This window comes from Bradyrhizobium sp. USDA3010, from assembly GCF_056429065.1.
On record NZ_JBWJZD010000036.1, the window covers coordinates 1 to 16,776 of the forward strand.

The window sequence follows — 16,776 nt, forward strand, 5'->3', positions numbered from 1 at the left end:
CAACGTCGATCCGTTCGCCTGGCTCACCCTCACGCTTCAGCGTATCGCCAATGGCTGGCCGAGCAGCCAAATCGACGTACTTATGCCATGGAACCACGCCGCCTGACGGCCTCAGCTTGCCGCTTACGCATGTTCGCCAACGCACCATCTCCAGCGCAAGTGACGATGGGGCCCCGCCCAGCTTCCATCTCATCGCCCTGCATGTGCGGTTGATGACGCGAGCGTCCAAAACCCTACCATAAGATACGACCATCTAAGACGCCGGGCGGAGAGCGATGCGAAGCCCCTTTGTCACGCCAGCCGCGCACCATATTCCTTGGAACGGCACGCGGATTGCTCGGCAAGGATCAACGAGCTGCCGCGAAGAAAGCGGTCGCAGCGGACCCGGAGTCTAAAGTGAGACTTATCCGATTGATCTTGATCGATCTGACTTTGATGCTGCTTGCACCCGGGAACGCTGAAGCTACGATTAGGGCCACCGGCGCAGCCTTCACATCTGCTACCAAAACTGTGGCGTCATCGGAGCGGATTTCGGCCCCAGAGCCAATCTGGAGCTCTGGCGCGAGCCGACAGCCTTCCCGCCCAACGACACAAGCGGCGCCATTTCAGCTTGCAACGAACACCCTCGGTCCGGCCAAGCCGGCTGAGCATTCCACGATGCCGGAATTGGGCTCTCCCTGTGTGATCGGAAAGCGCGCACGGCAGCGTCTGATTGCCATGATCATCGATGGCTCGGAGATGCTCAACAAGCCGCTTGTCCTAACACCATCGATCTGTAACGCCGCAGCCATGCGTTATGGCCTCTTGGGGGCGGAGACACCGCGTTGGAGCGGAACAGACTGGATTCTCGGAGGCATGGTGATCGCAGCGATTCTGCTCGTGATCTTGGTAGAACGATACATCACAGGCGCGGGCACGTGAGAGAAGCAAAACCTGGATATATCGAATTCGCCTTCAACGGCTCTCTCGCAAACATCCCGCTAGTGGCCCAATTCAGCGCACCAGCCAAAGGCGTCACGGCTATTTTTGGGCCGCCTGGCTGCGGCAAGACCGCGCTCGCACGCTGCATCGCCGGCGTGCAGCGTCTACCGGGTGGATTTTGCGCAGTCGATGGTGAGATTTGGCAAGATCAGACGACGTTTCGGCCGCCTCATCTGCGTCCCGTCGCTTATGTATTCCAACGACCAATTCTTTTTTCGCATTTGTCCGTCAAGCGCACCCTTCTGTTCAACGCGTCGAAATCGAAACCGACACTGATCGATTTTGATGGCGTGGTCGAATTGCTCGCCCTTACCCCACTGCTCGAGCGTTCGCCATCGCATCTTTCTGACGCCGATCGACAGCGCCTTGCCCTGGGCAGTGCGCTGCTGGCACAACCTCGGCTACTTTTGCTTGACGACCCACTCATTTTGCTCGACCGCTCCGCTAAATGCGAGATCTTGCCGTTTCTCGAGCGCATGCGGGAAGAGCTCCCATTACCCATGATCTATGTCAGCCATGACATGGCTGACATCGAGCGCTTTGCCGATCATCTCGTCATGATGAAAGATGGCGTTGTGACTGCGGCCGGGCCACTCAATGTCGTTCAGATTGCCCCGGCTCTTGCTGCGCACGGCGATGCGGTAGTCTGCCTTGATACCGTGGTCGGCGGCTATGACGGGCGCTATGGGCTGATCATCCTCCGCCTCAAAGGGGCGCGCCTGTTGATCCCTGGATCGCCGCTTAGGCCGGGGGCGCAGCTGCGGCTGCGCGTCGCAGCCGGCGATGTCAGCATCGCGTGCGAGCCGCCGCGCGCCAGTTCCATCCTCAATGTCTTTCCGGCACGCATCAAAGCCTCTCTGCCGTTCGACGATGCTGAGGTCACCTTGGTCCTGGCTCTCGAAACTGGCCGTTCGGGCGTACCGCTTCTAGCCCGCATCCCGCGTCGTTCCTTTGATGCGCTACGGCTCAGCAATGGCATTGACGTATTCGCCCAGGTCGCGCGCGCCGTGCCGGTCGCAGTCCCCGAGCGGTTGCTCGCAGGACCTTCCACATCAGCAGGAGGAGTTCGACGGATAAGCGCCGATACGAGAAACGAACAGCAATCGGAGTACGACAGTGAGCGACAATCTTGATGAGATAGATCCGAAGCATATTGCGGCTGCCTTCGACCGACCAGACGATGTAGATATGCTACAGGGCGATTCAGCCCAGGATCTCGCGTGGCGAGCCGTACGCGTCGGCGGCATCATCCATACCCAAGCCTTTCCTCGTGGTCATGACGCCTCAGAACGATAGCCGCATGTGCGTTGACACTCTACAACCTGACGCTACGTAGATTTCAAGCCTTCATTGCCACCGTAGCGAGCCTGGGTGGGTTCATTCCTGTTTCAGATGCGGCAGACCTCGCAGCTTGGTGATCACCTACCGTTTCGAGCGGCCTCGCGCGAGGCGAACTCTGCAGCCAAGTCACTGCGCGGCGCAACCAGGGCAATCGGCTCTTGGGAACTGATGGCATGTCGTTTGCTTCACCAGCGTGGTCACCATGTCCGGAAAACAAACGTGTGAGGACCGTATGCTTGGAATTGGAAGTCAATTGCCGCCGTTCGAGATCATAGGCGTGAAGCCTGGCTTTCAGGCGCAGGAAGAAGATGGGCAGAGTGCATTCGAGACGTTGACCGAAGCCAGCTTCCCAGAAAAATGGAAGATCATCTTCTTCTATCCCAAGGACTTTACCTTCGTCTGCCCGACCGAAATCGCCGAGTTTGCCCGGCTTTCCAAGGAATTCGTCGACCGCGATGCAGTGGTACTGGGGGGCTCGACTGACAACGAGTTCTGCAAGCTTGCGTGGCGACGCTCACATGTCGACTTGCAAAATTTACCAATCTGGCAGTTTGCCGACACAAAGGGGACCCTGGTCGATGGCCTTGGCGTGCGTTCCCCCGAAGGGGTCGCGTATCGCTACACCTATATTGTTGACCCCGCCAACACGATCCAGCACGTCTATGCGACCAATCTCAACGTCGGGCGCAGCCCCAAGGACACACTGCGCGTGCTGGACGCCCTCCAAACCGAAGAGCTCTGTCCCTGCAACCGCGAAATCGGCGGCGAAGTCCTGAAGGTCGCTTGAGGCAGCATGTTGCCGATCGAACAGTTGAACGAAAGATCCCCGATTTCGCCAAGGATGTCAGGCTCAATCTGACGTCCTTGATGGCCGATGAGACACTCTCGCCGCAGCGGCAATACGGGCTGTTGCTGGCGAGCACGATTGCGACCCGCAATGCAGACGTCATTGCCGCGATGGAATCCGCGGCGGTCGCCGTGATGACACATGTGGCGATCGCGGCAGCGAAATCTGCGGCCGCTGTGATGGCGATGAACAATGTCTAATACCGCTTTGTTCACCTCGCCTCTAATCCGGAATACAAGACAATGCCGCCACGGCTGCGCATGAACGTGATTGGCAGTCCGGGTGTTGACAAGTCTGATTTCGAGCTATGGTCACTTGCTGTCTCCGCCATGAACGGATGCGGTGCTTGTATGGATGCCCACGAGAAGACACTAAGAGCTGCGGGCGTCAGCTCCGAGGTGATCCTCACTGCCGTGCGCTCTGCTGCTATCGTCCAGTCAGGGGCGATTGCTATCGAAGCCGTTTGGCCGAGCCCATCCCCGGCAACGGGCTGATTCCTCCTCTGCCATCCGATCGACAGGGTGTGGCGCCGTTCCGTATCGCCACACCTGTTACCTTGATACGTGTCTAGCTCAAATTGCTCGCACCGTGCCAGAGGCGGAACGCGCGAATATGCTAATATTCCGACGCTTAGGGGCAGTTCGTACCACGGCTTCGTTCCATCCTCACCTTACCCTCAGCCAAACTTGAACAGCACCCCATATCCGCCGCGCGGGTAACTCCACTGGATATCGCCGGTGGGCTCGGCGATCACCCGGCAGGTACCGCACTCGATACAGCCGTCAACAGTCACCTCGACCCGCCCCTCATCGTTCAGCTCATAGCATCGCGCGGGGCACGCTTTCAAAAGCGCGACTAGCTGCGGCGATGGGGACGTGTGTGCGCGAACCTTGACGTGCGGACGACCAATGTCGACAAGATAGCGGTTGTAATACAGCTTGTCTTCCACGCGCACCGAGGGTTCGGCATCCATGCTTTGTCCTTCCATACTTGGAACTCACACTGTTGATAATTAGCGCCAGGCTCGCGCAAAACGACATGCATCGCCGAACAGCCCCATCCATGAGCGCGCCTTGACAAAGGATTTCAAGGTCGCCTTCTCCTTCTCAACCTTGGGCGTACCATCGACCCGCACAAAGTTTTGCATTGCCTTAGAGATGAGCTGCGGATAGGTGAGAAAGAAGTTTTGTGAGTGAGTATGCATCAGGGGCGGCAAATCCTTGTACTTCTTGAGGTCCTTGATGACGAAGGACTCATCCAACATCTTCTTGTAGAGCGACAGATTTGTCGCTGTCATCGGCTCGCCGCGCGATTTCACCAGGCCGATCGCTTCGGCCGCTATGCGACCTGAGGTCATCGCGAGATTGGACCCCTCGCGATGAACGGCATTGTTGAGTTGCGCCGCATCGCCAACGACCACCCAGCCTTCCCCGTAGAGCTGCGGGATCGATTTGTAGCCTCCTTCAGGGATGAGATGCGCCGAATATTCCTTGACTTCGGAACCTGCTAGCAGAGGCAACACAGAGGGATGCCTTTTAAATTGATCGAGCAAGCCGTAGGGCGTCTGGCCGGTGCGCTGGAAATCGGCGACGAGACAACCGATGCCCAGCGAAATACACTCTTTGTTGGCATAGATGAAACCCATTCCGGTCATACCGCGGGAAATGGTGCCCGCCGCCTCGATCACGACGCCTTCTTCGCCCTTAAGATTAAAACGCGCTTCGATAGTCTCGCGAGGCAAGAAGTGCATTTCCTTGACGGCGAGCGCAACGTTATCGGGTGTCGGCCGCGCGCGCAGGCCCGCGCGCGTCCCAAGCAGACCATTGACCCCTTCAGCGAGCACGACGACATCGGCATGTATTTCGCCGTCGCGGCGATCTGTACGAACGCCGACAATCCTTTCACGCTCGTCCCGTACGAGCTCCGTCACGGTCGTCTCGCAGAGCACGGTCGCGCCGGCTTCGCGCACCTTTGACGAGAACCATTTGTCAAACTGCGCACGTATGATCGTGTAACGGTTCGGCCGCTCCTCGTTGAAGTCGTCCGAGCGGTAATGCATCCCGACATGCGAGCGGTCGTCCATCATCCAGAACCGTTGTTCAACCAGATGACGTTCGAGCGGCGCCTCTTCGCGAAACTCGGGAATCAGCTTTTCCATCATGTCCGCGTAGAGGATTGCGCCCTGCACATTTTTCGATCCAGGATATTCGCCGCGCTCGAGCTGCAGCACCTTCATGCCTTGCCTGGCCATGGAGAGCGCCGCCGCGTTACCAGCCATACCGGCACCTACCACGATGGCATCGAACCTCTCTTCAATCATCATCATCTCCTCTAGACCGCGATCCGGGCGCGCGAATTCGGCAAGAGCCGAGCGCGAAATGCCGCCGTCAGCGCCGGCAGCAATTGCATGGCATCACTGACGATCGCAACATGGGCGAAGTCGAAGATCGGAGCACGTTTGTCAGTATTGATGGCGACGATCAGATCCGCCCCCTCGACACCCACCCGGTGCTGGATCGCGCCGGAAATACCGGCCGCAATATAGAGCTTTGGCCGGATCGTCTTGCCGGTCTGACCAATCTGCCGATCAGACGTAACCCACCCCTTCTGCACCAGAGGACGCGAGCAGCCATATTCAGCGCCAAGAAGAGTTGCGAGCTCGCGCACCAGCCGGAAGTTCTCAGGCGATCCCAGTCCCAAGCCACCCGCAACCACGACGTCGGCATAGGCCAGATTTGACGTCTCGGAATCACGATCTGGGAGGAACGACAGAACTTTCGTCACAATATCGTCTTCGACAAGGCCGAGCGGATGGACGATGATACGGGCAGCATCACGTTCGACGCGCTCAGGCATCGGCATGACCCGCGGGCGCACTGTTGCCATCTGCGGACGATAATTCAAGGTATAGATCGTGCAGAGTAACGAGCCGCCAAAGGTCGGACGCGTCGCCGCAAGAGAACCATCGGCGTCGACATCGAGCGCGGTGCAGTCGGCAGTGAGTCCCGTTGACAAAGTCGTCGCCACGGAACCCGCGAGATCGCGCCCCAGCGTGGTCGCGCCCAACAGCAGGATCTCGGGCTTGTAGGTATTGACGAGTTCGGTGAGCGCCTTGGTATAGGATTCATTACGGTAATCCGCCAAAACGTTGTCGCTCACGAGATAGGTCAGATCGGCCCCATAGCAAAAGGATTCAAGTGCGGCGTTACGGGTGGACTGCCCCTCCGGGCCGACAACGACCGCGGCGAGATTCACCTTCAGCTTGTCGGCAAGCCTGCGCCCCGCTCCCATGAGCTCCCAGGAAACCGGATGCACCTGGCCGCGCTCCAGCTCGACGAAAACCCAGACATGCTTGTAGGCCTTAAAGTGTTCCGGCAGTTCCTTCTTGGCTGCTGCCCGGCCGGCCGCCGCAGGCACAGCCGTTTTGGTGACATTGCTCATGCTTTAAAGTCCCCTCAAGAATACGCGCGCCCGCGCCACAGGTTTATCTAGATTCAGTTGACTGAGGATCAGTTCTGATCAGCAAGTGGCTGCTCGGCTGCCCGGCCCGCTTAGTGCAAACCGACCAGGCAGTAACACTCGTCATCGACGTAGACGCTCCGGGCGAACCAGAGCCAGAGATGTCCTCGACGGTAGTGCCTCGCGCGCTCGGTTCGACAAGCGCCACGGTGCCGGCGACGCCGCTACGGCATCTGTGCCCGGAAGAGTTGTTGCGTCCGCCTGCTCTGCAGTATCGGCGCATCGCTTTCGGCCCAGCGCTCTGCACCGGGTGCGCCCACCAAAGCGATCGGAGATGCGCCCCTGTCATGCACTGCGTGGTCAGCCTCCAGCCCCGGCACCTTGCATCGGCCGAGCTTGGCGCCTCCGCCGGACGCATGTTGCTATCCGCGTTGCGACGAATGCCACTTTGCGCGCATCCGCGGACTCGCTCGACGCTGACGACTATGTACATGCCCTCTCCAGATGTTGCGCAACGGACGACTTAGCCACTGACCACCATCTCACGGTCGGTGTCGGCTTCGTTCGCATCAAAGGCCATATCGAACGGACCGGGCGCGAGCGTGAGCCGCGCGATCATGCCGCATCGCTCGGTAGGCGGTAGAAGCAGCGTCATAGGCGTTCCTTTTTCATCTCGGACGATCGCCATCTGTCAGCATCGATGACGGGATAGGCACGACAACAGCAAGTGTCGTACCACTTGCAAGAACCATCGAAAGTCAGGGGCAAGCAATCATTTGACAGAAACTTAAATGCTCGCTCAGGGCATTGGACACGATCAGTCCGGACATGGGTCGGGAATGCGACAGCGTCGCTCGGGTCATGGCTGGCGGAGAGATGATCGGGATGAAGGAGCTTTCAGACCGCACGGCAATCGTTAGAGAACACCTCATTACGGCGGAGCGCGAAGTCACTTCAGCTCGCTCAACGGAACAAAAGCTGTCGATTTGCCTGGGCCAGCAACCGCATCCTTCAAAACCTTGAATACTCGCTGATCAATCGGCGGCGATGCCACGAAATCAGCATAAGCCTGCTCCAGCATCGCTTTGCACCGAGCTCTGATTTCCGGCTCTGTGGCGCCAGAAAATTGCTCTTTGGCGAAATATTGTCCCATGCGCTTTAGGATGTGAAGGCGCGCGACATTTACAATCTTCGGATCATAATCGACGCCAAGCAGCGAAAAGAACTCCTCTGCCGACGAGGCGTTGCTAAGCCGGTCCAGGATAGGGGCTGCCGGGGATGAGTTGATCATCGAAAGGTCTCCTTTGGATCAGCTCTCGGACGCCAAATAAGATACTCTTAGCGCCTGATGATATTGCCGCGGTTCTACCTCGCACAGCGGGTGCGCATCGCCAACGCCCGCCCCTGGAACGCCGAGGCGCTCAACTTCGCTCTCCAGATCTGCGGGTTCGGCGGGCGCCGACGTCAGCCCGGATGAGGAAGGGGCATGAACGGCCAAACCGCAATCGGTGCTGATGCTCGTCCGACCGGTGGTCGGGCGGGACGGCAGCCTCAAGAGAAGACGTCGCTTGGCAGTCCGCGGACCGCTCGCTGCTGGATTGCAGATCACAGCATGTATGCTGGAATGGTCTGCAATAACTGGAGCGGAGATTTGCGGCCGGCGAACTGGCCTGAGGAAGAGGGGCATTTTCGCGCCGGTCAGTGGCATCGGATAGCCTCCTTGCGACACACTTGGTCTCTCGAATAGTCGGCGCAAACGTTGCTAAGCACGGCTCTTCACCCGCTTTGGGTGGCTGGGCATCTGCACACGTCGCGCCAGATCGCCGCCACCGTTTTGCGCTCGACTGGCAGCTTGTGCTCGATCGCATGCTTGCGAACTTGCGACAGGATCTGTCTGGCTTGATCGGCGCTGGCGGCCAGCTTGAGTTCATCGAGCAACGCCGTAATCGCCGCAAGTCCGGAATGCTTGCCGATCACAAAGCGGTTGCGGCGGCCAAGCAAAGCCGGATCAAGCGACTGATAGGTGCGCTGATCCTTCAAAAGGCCATCGACATGAATGCCGGATTCGTGCGTAAATACGTGCTCTCCAACGATGGCCTTATTCAGAGGAATGGCACGCGCGGCCGCCGCAGCCACCAGTGCGGCGACGTTCTCGAGCTCCGGAAGTATGATGCCGGTCTCGCGCCCGTAGAGCTGCTTGAGTGCGACCGCGACTTCCTCGAGCGGCGCATTTCCGGCCCGCTCGCCTAACCCGATGACGGTCACCGAAGCGTGGCTCGCGCCAGCTTTGATGGCTGAGAGTGTATTGGCGGTTGCGAGTCCGAGATCGTCGTGGCCGTGAAATTCGAGTTCCAAATCGGTGGTCACACGCAGTTTCCTGACCAGCGCGTAGGTTGCGTCGGGATCGAGCACACTGAGCGTATCTGCAACACGAAAACGACACGCGCCCGCGGCTTTTGCGACTGCAATCAGCCGGATCAGAAACTCGACGTTGGCGCGCGAAGCGTCCTCGCCGCCAACAGAGACTTGAAGCCCCTTCTGACGAGCATAGCCGACCAATTGCCTCACCTGTTCCAGTGCCAGGCTGCGATGACCACCGAGCTTGGCTGCAATCTGCACATCGGAAGTCGGGATCGACATGTTGATCATGGACACCCGGGCTTCAATCGCCGCATCGACGTCCGCTTTCCTCATCCGGCACCAGCCTATCGTCGTCAGCGGAAGATCTGCTTCGACAATGGCGCGGATTGCTGTGATTTCCTCATTGCCCATCGCGGGCGTTCCCGCCTCGATCTCCGTGACCCCGGCCCGCGCAAGCGCCCGCGCGATCGCCAGCTTTTCCTTCGTGGTGAACGCAACACCCGGCGCCTGCTCCCCGTCCCTTAGCGTCGTATCGTTAAGCACGGTCGGCTTCGCGCGTTCTTGATCGAACCATGAGGGTTCTTCGCTAGAGGCGATCACGCAGGCTGGCTCCTTATCTTTGACCACATCCCCTTCAGCAACCCGCATGCCACTGCGCTATCCCTGCCAAAGGATTGAAAATCTACGCTTCCTTCCTTAACCTCCTCCCGCCAATGGATTGCCGCGAACGCGACTGGCTCATGAAACGGGCGCTTTTGCCATTCCCAAGTCGAGTTCGAAAGCCAAGGCGGTTGCAGCGCGCCGCGATGTTGGCGATTGATCCCGGAGCAATTCAGGCCGGCATGTCTTGGATTCATGGTCACTTGCTCGCATTAAAGCGGCGTTTATCCGCATGATGACAAGCCGCGCGGATCGCCAGATCCTGGAAGCGTTGTGGCGCTCCAACGCACGAGAACATTTGTGGCAAGTCAGATGGGCCAATCAGCGGTGACCTGCTGGCGAGCCGCCTCCAGCAACTGGTCGCGCCGGCGCTCGGCCATCCGGCTCTCACCGCTTTCTTCGCCAAAACAAAGGTTGAAGTCGTTACATTGCGTGCACACTGGTGTTGTGCACATCGCGAGGCCTTCATCCTCGCAAAGCATGCGATAGAAGAAACGCTTCCAACGCATGTTGTTGACATTGCGCGCGGCGAGCGGTGCGTAGTGACGGCTGAGCAGCCGAGAGAGCTCGCCACGATTGCGCAATCCGAGATCTTCCCATAGATGGTCTGGTTCGATGGCTCGTCGGGCGATCATGGCAGCCAGCCAGCGGCCGAGATCTCCTTCCGTCGAGCGGTGCTTCAGGAGAAGATCGCGCACCATTGCGATTTCGTCGTTCTCGTTGCATTTGTACCTCAGGAGCTCATCGGGAAGTTCGACCTCAAGTGAGGGAAAGTACTGCGCGAGCAAAGCCGCGAGTTCATCGTCCGATAGGCCAGTCTTCTCCGGAAGAGCGCCACCATCCATCCTGGCAGCCGCCAGAATAGATGCCAAAGCGTGGCGGTCGAAATGACTGTCACTGGCAATGTCGGCATCCGCAGGAAGTACGCCGGTGAGGAGGCGGTAGGCTACAATTCCGTTGGAACTGCTCGCATCAGGCTCACAAGCAGCCATAAGCGGAAGGAAGTGCACTTCGGACATGATTTTGTGGGTCTCTATAGCGGCCAGGTTTGCCTCGCCGCGTCCTGGTCTCGGCCGGGAGCGCTGATCAGAATGCCGGCCTCCCCGGATGGGGGGTGAGGGAGGCCGGCATCCGTCGCGCGCCTTCACAAGGCCGCGACTCACGACCTTTACGAGGCCGCGAGTTCGGCGGCAGTTTTGCCGATGATGGATTCGTCGACCGGCTTCATAATGCCATGCTCCATCAGCATGTCCTCGAGCTCGTCCATGGAGATCGGTGTCGGAATGATACCCTTGCCGCCATTGTTGTGAACCTTGGTAGCGAGATTGCGATAGTGATCGGCCTGCTTCGAATCCGGTGCATACTCGAGCACCGTCATACGGCGGAGTTCGGCATGCTGCACCACGTTGTCGCGCGGCACGAAGTAGATCAGCTGAGTGCCTAGCTTCTTGGCCAGCGCCTCCGCCAGTTCCAACTCCTTGTCCGTCTGTCGTTCATTACAGACCAGGCCGCCCAGCCGCACACCGCCCGAGTTGGCGTATTTCAGGATACCCTTCGAAATGTTGTTGGCGGCATACATGGCCATCATTTCACCGGACATCACGATGTAGATCTCCTGCGCCTTGTTTTCACGGATTGGCATCGCAAAGCCTCCGCAAACGACGTCGCCGAGCACGTCATAGGATACGTAATCAATGTTCTCATAGGCGCCGTTCTCCTCGAGGAAGTTGATCGAAGTGATGACGCCACGACCGGCGCAGCCGACGCCCGGCTCAGGACCACCGGACTCCACACAACGGATGTCCTTGTAGCCGACCTTCATCACGTCCTCGAGTTCAAGATCCTCCACGCTGCCGGCGCTCGCCGCCAAGCTCAGAATCGTGTCCTGCGCCTTGGCGTGCAAGATCAAGCGGGTCGAGTCCGCTTTAGGATCGCACCCGACAATCAGGATTTTCTGACCCATCTCGGCCAGCGCCGCCAACGTGTTCTGGGAAGTCGTCGACTTGCCGATGCCACCTTTTCCGTAGAACGCGATTTGCCTTAGTGAAGACATGTTGCTCTCCATCAACCGATTTGCCAAAAGTTGCGCGCTTCTGACGCGCGAGCTTGTTTCTCTTTCTCAGAAACGGGGCACACGGGTTCAAGGGAAGGAGCACATCGCTCGTCTTACGCGTCGGCGTGCACTCAGCCCTCACTCAGTGTTGCTGCCCGATATTAGCAACCGCCGTGCCAACGCTCGTAAGCGCTGCCCAAGTCTTTGATTACATTTAAAAAGCCACGTGCCCGCGAGTGCGCCTGGCTGTTTTGGAACCTATCGGTCAGCGCGGCTGTCAGAAAACGAACAAGAGCGGCAACCGCTGACGCGAAGCCCATTTGCATCGGCTGTCCCATATCTTCAGCCACGGAATGGGACTTGCTACTCCACTCGTGAACCGGCTCTCTGGGACTTGAGCGGTGCGACAATGTCGGTTGCGATCCAGACTGACCGAACAGCGGATGCCAGCGGCGCTTAGCCAACTGACATTGAAGATAATCGGCAAGACCATCGAATGGGCGTCGAACGCAGCAGCGACATGGCCATCGTTCAGCTCAGCGCTGCCAACATAGGTATGACATGGCGACAATCACCTTTTATCAAAAGCCCGGCTGCGCGACCAATGCGCGTCAGATTCAAGCGTTCAACGCTGCCGGTCACGACATCATAGCCAAAGATATTTTGATGGAGCCGTGGGCTTCGGAAGAACTGCGCCGCTTCTTCGGCAATACCCCGGTTGCCTCCTGGTTCAACCAAGCGGCCCCCCGTATCAAATCAGGCGAAGTCAATCCCGCCATGATTGACGCCCGGCGCGCAGTGGCGTTGATGTTAGACGATCCGCTCCTGATACGCAGACCTCTGATCGACGTCGATGGATCCCGATGCGCCGGATTCGATCATGAGCTCGTGCTGTCGCTGCTTGGCCGCAAGATCCCAGATGATCTCGAGGGATGTGTGCATGACGCAAACGAGACGCGCTGTCCGCAAACGTGAGGCTAGGACAGAAGGCTTTGATGCGAAGAACCACATTTTTCTGCTTCCGGCTTGGTTCGTGACCGCCGACTCGGACCCTCGCTGAGAAGGCCAAGCTGGCTGTTCCGCAACACGGATCTGCCGATATTGCGCCTCGCGTGAATGCTGCCTCTACCGGCCCTGCAATGTGCGGGGTTGCTGCATTGCCAATTTGATTTTGTATGGCCCAACGGGCATGGATTGGATCGGGGCATCAAGCCAACAAACAATCTCCTGAAGAGATTGGACTCAGCACGGACTATGAATCGAACAGCTATTAAGCAAAGACAACGACGCTTTTAGCCGTGCTTCTTATGCAACTCAGCCGCATAATTCCGGTGAGCCCGCCACTATTTTGATCCGCATCAAATTCTCCTCCGCTTGTCATGTGTGACAGAGATCTCGCGCGCCTTATCGCGCGACTTTTGGAATGGAGAATTCGATGAGAACAAGAACAATTCTGACGACGACGTCGCTCCTCACGCTCGCGATCTCGCTGGCCAGCATCTCGGCACAGGCTGCAGATATCGGTCCGGCGCCGGTTTATTACAAAGCCCCCCCGATCGAACCGTTCAATCCATGGATGATCCGCCTGCGAGTGCTCGGCGTTTTGCCGGATACTGCAGGCAGTTCAGTCCACGTCTCCGGGGTACCTTCGCTGTCTTCTCCCAACTCCGGTCTGTTGATCAGCGATCAAGCCATACCGGAGCTCGACATCACCTATTTCTTTACGAAGAACATCGCGGCCGAACTCATTCTCGGCGTGACCCGCCATCACATCAGCGGCACTGGCACGCTTAATGGACTCGATATCGGCAAAGCCTGGCTATTGCCGCCGACGCTGACCCTGCAATATCACTTCGACGATTTCGGCCCACTGAAGCCTTATATCGGCGCAGGCATCAACTACACCGCTTTCTTCAATCAGTCGGCGGCCAATACGTCGCTCGCCGGCCTTACCGTGACGGATCTGCACATCAGCAACCAGTTCGGCGCGGCGGTCCAATTTGGCTTCGATTACATGCTTGACCGTCATTGGGGCCTCAACTTCGACGTGAAGAAGCTGTGGCTGCGGCCAGACTATTCTGCGACCGTAAACAATGCGATTCCCGTCTCCGGGCGCGCCAATATCGACCCATGGCTCATCAGCGGCGGCATCGCTTACAAGTTCTGACGTCAGAACAGGATCCAGAGAAGAAGACAAGGTTGATCAATCCGGACGCGGCGAGCCATCGAGCGCGTCCTTCAACCGCACCGCAGTTCATCCGCGAGCGAGATGGCGCGTCAAAGACGCGTCGTCTCGCGAAGAACGTGAGCGCCATCCGCACCTTGCGCTTGCGGCGTGCTGCGTAGGGACAGTATTAAGTGACGCGAACAGATTGATCGAACAGCCATCGAAAGAAACACGTTCTTGCTTTGTCAGGCGTTGCGACCGTGCCAGTTGCCGATCGGGTCTGAAAATTCAAGGCGCCGCGCTGCGCCGTGACAATGATAGTCTGACAAGGGAGTTGACGCTCAAGGTTCAAGACCCGGGCGCGAGCACCGCTCTAATCTGGGCCCGTCTCACCGAACATCTCAAAGAGCGCCATAACGACAAGCTCCATGACGCGCTGTTCGCACGTCCTGACGCCTGAGGGCCACCCGGTCATCCTGAGCCGACCGACGTACCGAGGGAACAGCTCATCGACGGAGAAGCTGTCCATGCTTGATTGCCCGGCCAAGCGGCGCGAAGCAAGGCGTTTAGCTGCGCTTTAGCACCATCACGAGGCGGTCGACACGTTTACCCTGCTTGAGATGGGATTCCAGGATTTCGTCGACGTCTTCTGGCGTAGTCGCGCGGTACCAGATTCCGTCAGGATAGACGACCATCAAGGGACCGGAGTTACAATAGCCGAGGCAGCCAGCCATCGTGAAACCGATATCGTTAAGGCCTTGCGCTTCGATCGCCTTGCCCATTCGATCCCACAATGCTTGCGCGCCAGAGGCGCCGCAACTGCCGTGCGGATGATTGGGCGGACGCTGCGTGTTGCAGGCAAAGACATGATGCCTATAAATTTGGGGAAGCTCGAATTCGGTTTCTGAGTCCATGCGCTTATCCTGTGATCAATGCGAGCGATCCGAAAGAGACATGGCCCGGGCTCGCATCGCCCTCACAGGGTCTCTTGCTGTCGAACGCCGCATCGATAGATTGATGCTACTGATTTCGATGTGCGCCTGCGAACGCAGGCGAAATGAGCGAACGCAACACTAATTGTGAACGCCGAAGATCAGCCACAGATGACTCACGTCTGGCACAAGCTTCCTGATTCGTTTCAACGTCTTCTCCTACCATCGCAATCTCGTCATACATTGCTCAACCATCCGATTGCTGCAAAGCAAGTTCCACACCAAATGCAGAATCCTCGTGTTTTTACGACTATCTCTTGTTCTGCCGAAGCGCTCCTCATCGTTGATGCTGGAGTTCCGACAATGTCGTTTCTCTTCTGTTTTGGACAGGACAATCGTTGGCTTCGCGTTTGACGCCCCCCATTCTGCTTCAGCCGTTCGCACGCATGATGTGCGCTCCGCTGTTTCCGATCTATTGTTTACCTCAACAGGATAGCGCCTGGCGCAAACGCCCCGACAGTCAGAGTGAACGCAGACCCGCGTTCAAGGCTATAAGTTAAGCTGCCCGGACTTGATCGGCCGTCACGAAACCGGCAACACAGCGGTCCTGGATCGCGCCCACAGCCCTCCACGATACCGTCAAGGCGCACTTGCCGCCTCAATGCCAAACAGCGAACGCGTGTTCATACATGCATGCGTCCGTAAACCGGCGGCCCCCGAAGATCGCGGCGCCACTCGCTGAGAGGTCACATTGAGGCGTTTGGCATCGCAATTGCAGCGCAGAAAATAAGCCAGCCGTCGCTGACGGCCAAAAGCTTCTGACACGGGATCGTCATTCTTCCTCCCAAACGATCCTGTCAGTCTGGGTCTCCCCATTCTCGCAGCCCAGACGGTGTCCTCGGCGGACTTCCAGCCGCCGAGGACATTTCTTGAACATGTTCTATCGGCCGGCAGCAAGAAGCACGTCCCGCCTGCGAGATCCATTTGGCGAGTTGACGTAAGAGCAACCTTTTGTTGGTGTGGCAGAGCTCGCTGGCGCCCGGCAGCAAGGCGTTGGACTGCCGTTTGCTCTGACAAGCTAAGAAGGCACAATACCCATCTAGACCAACGCTCAGGAGCGACGATTTCGTCCTCCGATAAAATCCCTCAGCAACTTGAACAACAGCCAAATGATAGGCCGTTAATCCGGATGGATCGTGATATCCATTGTTTCTTCGCTGTCCTCGAAGCGCTCGGAAGCCCGATCCTCCTCCAGCAGCTTGACGCCGCATAGGCAAACGTCACCTTCGATCACGGCGAGCGCTACCGGCTCAAGCGCTTGTCCATTGCAGGGACCATCGATGCACACTCCGGTCTCGATCTCGAATCTTGCACCGTGCCGGCCGCATCTGAGATAGGAGCGGTCCGCCGAGAAAAACTCGCCGGAGCCGATGTTGAGCCAGACGTCGTCATGCGGACAACGGTTGACATAGCCAAAATAGTCGTTGCCGAAGGTGCGCACCACAATAATGGAAAACAGCCGGCTCTCGCCGCTATCATCGATACGCGACAGGCTAAAGCCCCTGGCGCCACTCCGCTCGATGGCATCGGCCGGACAGACGGCAAAAACCTCGATCTGATCGCGCATTGGGTTCCCGATCATCGCTTGGCTCATCCCGGCCTCGCAGTTTCCTGCCTGAAGGCATCGACCGTAGTACGGCTCAGTCGAAAAATGCCACGGCCACGAGCGAGCGGTCGATATGCCGAGCTAGCGCGGGCGTTGAGGACTTCAAACCATTGGTTCGGCGTGAGCTTTGCCGGGCGCTCGCTGATCTGGACCACTCTTCCGTTCGGAGCGAAGCGGACGTGAATGATGACTTCTTGTACGTTCATAGTAATCTCTGTTTGACTAAATCGAGACAGCCCAGCCGAAAACCGATGATGGCGTGCTCAGATTCGAGCATCTTGGCGCGTCGGCCTTAAGCCACGGTGTTGG

General features: G+C 58.2%; 17 protein-coding genes and 1 pseudogene. 8 read left to right on the forward strand and 10 right to left on the reverse strand.

Annotated features, from left to right (window positions below):
- From AC066Y_RS35525 to ahpD, 6 genes and pseudogenes are all read left to right on the forward strand, one after another.
- On the forward strand, positions 1 to 106 hold a 106-nt coding region (locus AC066Y_RS35525; RefSeq protein WP_478277977.1), incomplete at its 5' end, for a transposase domain-containing protein.
- Between the two features lie 182 nt (positions 107 to 288).
- Complete coding sequence (locus tag AC066Y_RS35530) at positions 289 to 921, forward strand: hypothetical protein (RefSeq protein WP_478277932.1); 633 nt, start codon at positions 289 to 291, stop codon at positions 919 to 921.
- Positions 918 to 2,114, forward strand: a complete 1,197-nt coding sequence (modC, locus tag AC066Y_RS35535; RefSeq protein ID WP_478277933.1) for a molybdenum ABC transporter ATP-binding protein — start codon at positions 918 to 920, stop codon at positions 2,112 to 2,114. Before AC066Y_RS35530 ends, modC begins: the two co-directional genes overlap by 4 nt.
- A complete protein-coding gene (locus tag AC066Y_RS35540) occupies positions 2,098 to 2,277 on the forward strand; it encodes a hypothetical protein (protein WP_478277934.1) in 180 nt (59 codons plus the stop codon). The genes modC and AC066Y_RS35540 overlap by 17 nt, the downstream gene beginning before the upstream one ends.
- A gap of 277 nt (positions 2,278 to 2,554) precedes the next feature.
- Positions 2,555 to 3,109 carry a peroxiredoxin gene (locus AC066Y_RS35545; RefSeq protein ID WP_478277935.1) on the forward strand — a complete coding sequence of 185 codons (555 nt, stop codon included), beginning with the start codon at positions 2,555 to 2,557 and terminating at the stop codon, positions 3,107 to 3,109.
- A gap of 6 nt (positions 3,110 to 3,115) precedes the next feature.
- Positions 3,116 to 3,663: pseudogene (gene ahpD, locus AC066Y_RS35550) on the forward strand (alkylhydroperoxidase, AhpD family).
- Between the two features lie 182 nt (positions 3,664 to 3,845).
- On the opposite strand, the gene AC066Y_RS35555 reads toward ahpD, so the two are convergent.
- From AC066Y_RS35555 to nifH, 8 genes are all read right to left on the reverse strand, one after another.
- The gene (locus tag AC066Y_RS35555; RefSeq protein ID WP_157348532.1) at positions 3,846 to 4,142 is read right to left on the reverse strand and encodes a ferredoxin family protein; all 297 of its coding nucleotides are present in this window, start codon (positions 4,140 to 4,142) and stop codon (positions 3,846 to 3,848) included.
- Positions 4,143 to 4,181: 39 nt separating this feature from the next.
- Positions 4,182 to 5,489 carry an FAD-dependent oxidoreductase gene (locus AC066Y_RS35560; protein ID WP_253626050.1) on the reverse strand — a complete coding sequence of 436 codons (1,308 nt, stop codon included), beginning with the start codon at positions 5,487 to 5,489 and terminating at the stop codon, positions 4,182 to 4,184.
- Positions 5,490 to 5,500: 11 nt separating this feature from the next.
- Positions 5,501 to 6,610, reverse strand: a complete 1,110-nt coding sequence (locus AC066Y_RS35565; protein WP_050420689.1) for an electron transfer flavoprotein subunit alpha/FixB family protein — start codon at positions 6,608 to 6,610, stop codon at positions 5,501 to 5,503.
- A 541-nt stretch (positions 6,611 to 7,151) separates the two neighbouring features.
- Entirely contained in the window at positions 7,152 to 7,316 is a 165-nt protein-coding gene (locus AC066Y_RS35570) for a hypothetical protein (RefSeq protein WP_478277936.1), read from the reverse strand.
- 261 nt (positions 7,317 to 7,577) lie between these two features.
- Positions 7,578 to 7,919 (reverse strand): nitrogenase stabilizing/protective protein NifW, encoded by a 342-nt coding sequence (gene nifW / locus AC066Y_RS35575; protein ID WP_456718463.1) that lies wholly within the window; start codon positions 7,917 to 7,919, stop codon positions 7,578 to 7,580.
- A gap of 485 nt (positions 7,920 to 8,404) precedes the next feature.
- On the reverse strand, positions 8,405 to 9,637 hold the full coding sequence (gene nifV / locus AC066Y_RS35580) for a homocitrate synthase (RefSeq protein WP_478277937.1): 1,233 nt from the start codon (positions 9,635 to 9,637) through the stop codon (positions 8,405 to 8,407).
- 320 nt (positions 9,638 to 9,957) lie between these two features.
- On the reverse strand, positions 9,958 to 10,668 hold the full coding sequence (locus AC066Y_RS35585; protein ID WP_478277938.1) for a nitrogen fixation protein NifQ: 711 nt from the start codon (positions 10,666 to 10,668) through the stop codon (positions 9,958 to 9,960).
- A gap of 149 nt (positions 10,669 to 10,817) precedes the next feature.
- Positions 10,818 to 11,702, reverse strand: coding sequence for a nitrogenase iron protein (gene nifH / locus AC066Y_RS35590; RefSeq protein WP_050403050.1), 885 nt, complete (start codon positions 11,700 to 11,702; stop codon positions 10,818 to 10,820).
- Between the two features lie 561 nt (positions 11,703 to 12,263).
- Here nifH and AC066Y_RS35595 point away from each other — a divergent pair.
- The gene (locus AC066Y_RS35595; protein ID WP_478277939.1) at positions 12,264 to 12,677 is read left to right on the forward strand and encodes an ArsC/Spx/MgsR family protein; all 414 of its coding nucleotides are present in this window, start codon (positions 12,264 to 12,266) and stop codon (positions 12,675 to 12,677) included.
- 448 nt (positions 12,678 to 13,125) lie between these two features.
- A complete protein-coding gene (locus AC066Y_RS35600) occupies positions 13,126 to 13,869 on the forward strand; it encodes an OmpW/AlkL family protein (protein ID WP_478277940.1) in 744 nt (247 codons plus the stop codon).
- 566 nt (positions 13,870 to 14,435) lie between these two features.
- Here the strand turns inward: AC066Y_RS35600 and AC066Y_RS35605 are convergent.
- Both AC066Y_RS35605 and AC066Y_RS35610 read right to left on the reverse strand, forming a co-directional pair.
- Positions 14,436 to 14,783: a (2Fe-2S) ferredoxin domain-containing protein gene (locus tag AC066Y_RS35605; RefSeq protein WP_478277941.1), complete on the reverse strand. Its 348-nt coding sequence runs from the start codon at positions 14,781 to 14,783 to the stop codon at positions 14,436 to 14,438.
- Between the two features lie 1,198 nt (positions 14,784 to 15,981).
- Positions 15,982 to 16,455 (reverse strand): Rieske (2Fe-2S) protein, encoded by a 474-nt coding sequence (locus AC066Y_RS35610; RefSeq protein ID WP_478277942.1) that lies wholly within the window; start codon positions 16,453 to 16,455, stop codon positions 15,982 to 15,984.
- Positions 16,456 to 16,776: the final 321 nt, after the last annotated feature.

Coding starts and splice junctions, on each gene's coding strand:
- AC066Y_RS35545 (WP_478277935.1), top strand. CDS start 2,555: ATGCTTGGAATTGGAAGTCAATTGCCGCCGTTCGAGATCATAGGCGTG.
- AC066Y_RS35555 (WP_157348532.1), bottom strand. CDS start 4,142: ATGGATGCCGAACCCTCGGTGCGCGTGGAAGACAAGCTGTATTACAAC.
- AC066Y_RS35560 (WP_253626050.1), bottom strand. CDS start 5,489: ATGATTGAAGAGAGGTTCGATGCCATCGTGGTAGGTGCCGGTATGGCT.
- AC066Y_RS35565 (WP_050420689.1), bottom strand. CDS start 6,610: ATGAGCAATGTCACCAAAACGGCTGTGCCTGCGGCGGCCGGCCGGGCA.
- AC066Y_RS35570 (WP_478277936.1), bottom strand. CDS start 7,316: ATGGCGATCGTCCGAGATGAAAAAGGAACGCCTATGACGCTGCTTCTA.
- nifW (WP_456718463.1), bottom strand. CDS start 7,919: ATGATCAACTCATCCCCGGCAGCCCCTATCCTGGACCGGCTTAGCAAC.
- nifV (WP_478277937.1), bottom strand. CDS start 9,637: ATGCGGGTTGCTGAAGGGGATGTGGTCAAAGATAAGGAGCCAGCCTGC.
- AC066Y_RS35585 (WP_478277938.1), bottom strand. CDS start 10,668: ATGTCCGAAGTGCACTTCCTTCCGCTTATGGCTGCTTGTGAGCCTGAT.
- nifH (WP_050403050.1), bottom strand. CDS start 11,702: ATGTCTTCACTAAGGCAAATCGCGTTCTACGGAAAAGGTGGCATCGGC.
- AC066Y_RS35595 (WP_478277939.1), top strand. CDS start 12,264: ATGGCGACAATCACCTTTTATCAAAAGCCCGGCTGCGCGACCAATGCG.
- AC066Y_RS35600 (WP_478277940.1), top strand. CDS start 13,126: ATGGAGAATTCGATGAGAACAAGAACAATTCTGACGACGACGTCGCTC.
- AC066Y_RS35605 (WP_478277941.1), bottom strand. CDS start 14,783: ATGGACTCAGAAACCGAATTCGAGCTTCCCCAAATTTATAGGCATCAT.
- AC066Y_RS35610 (WP_478277942.1), bottom strand. CDS start 16,455: ATGAGCCAAGCGATGATCGGGAACCCAATGCGCGATCAGATCGAGGTT.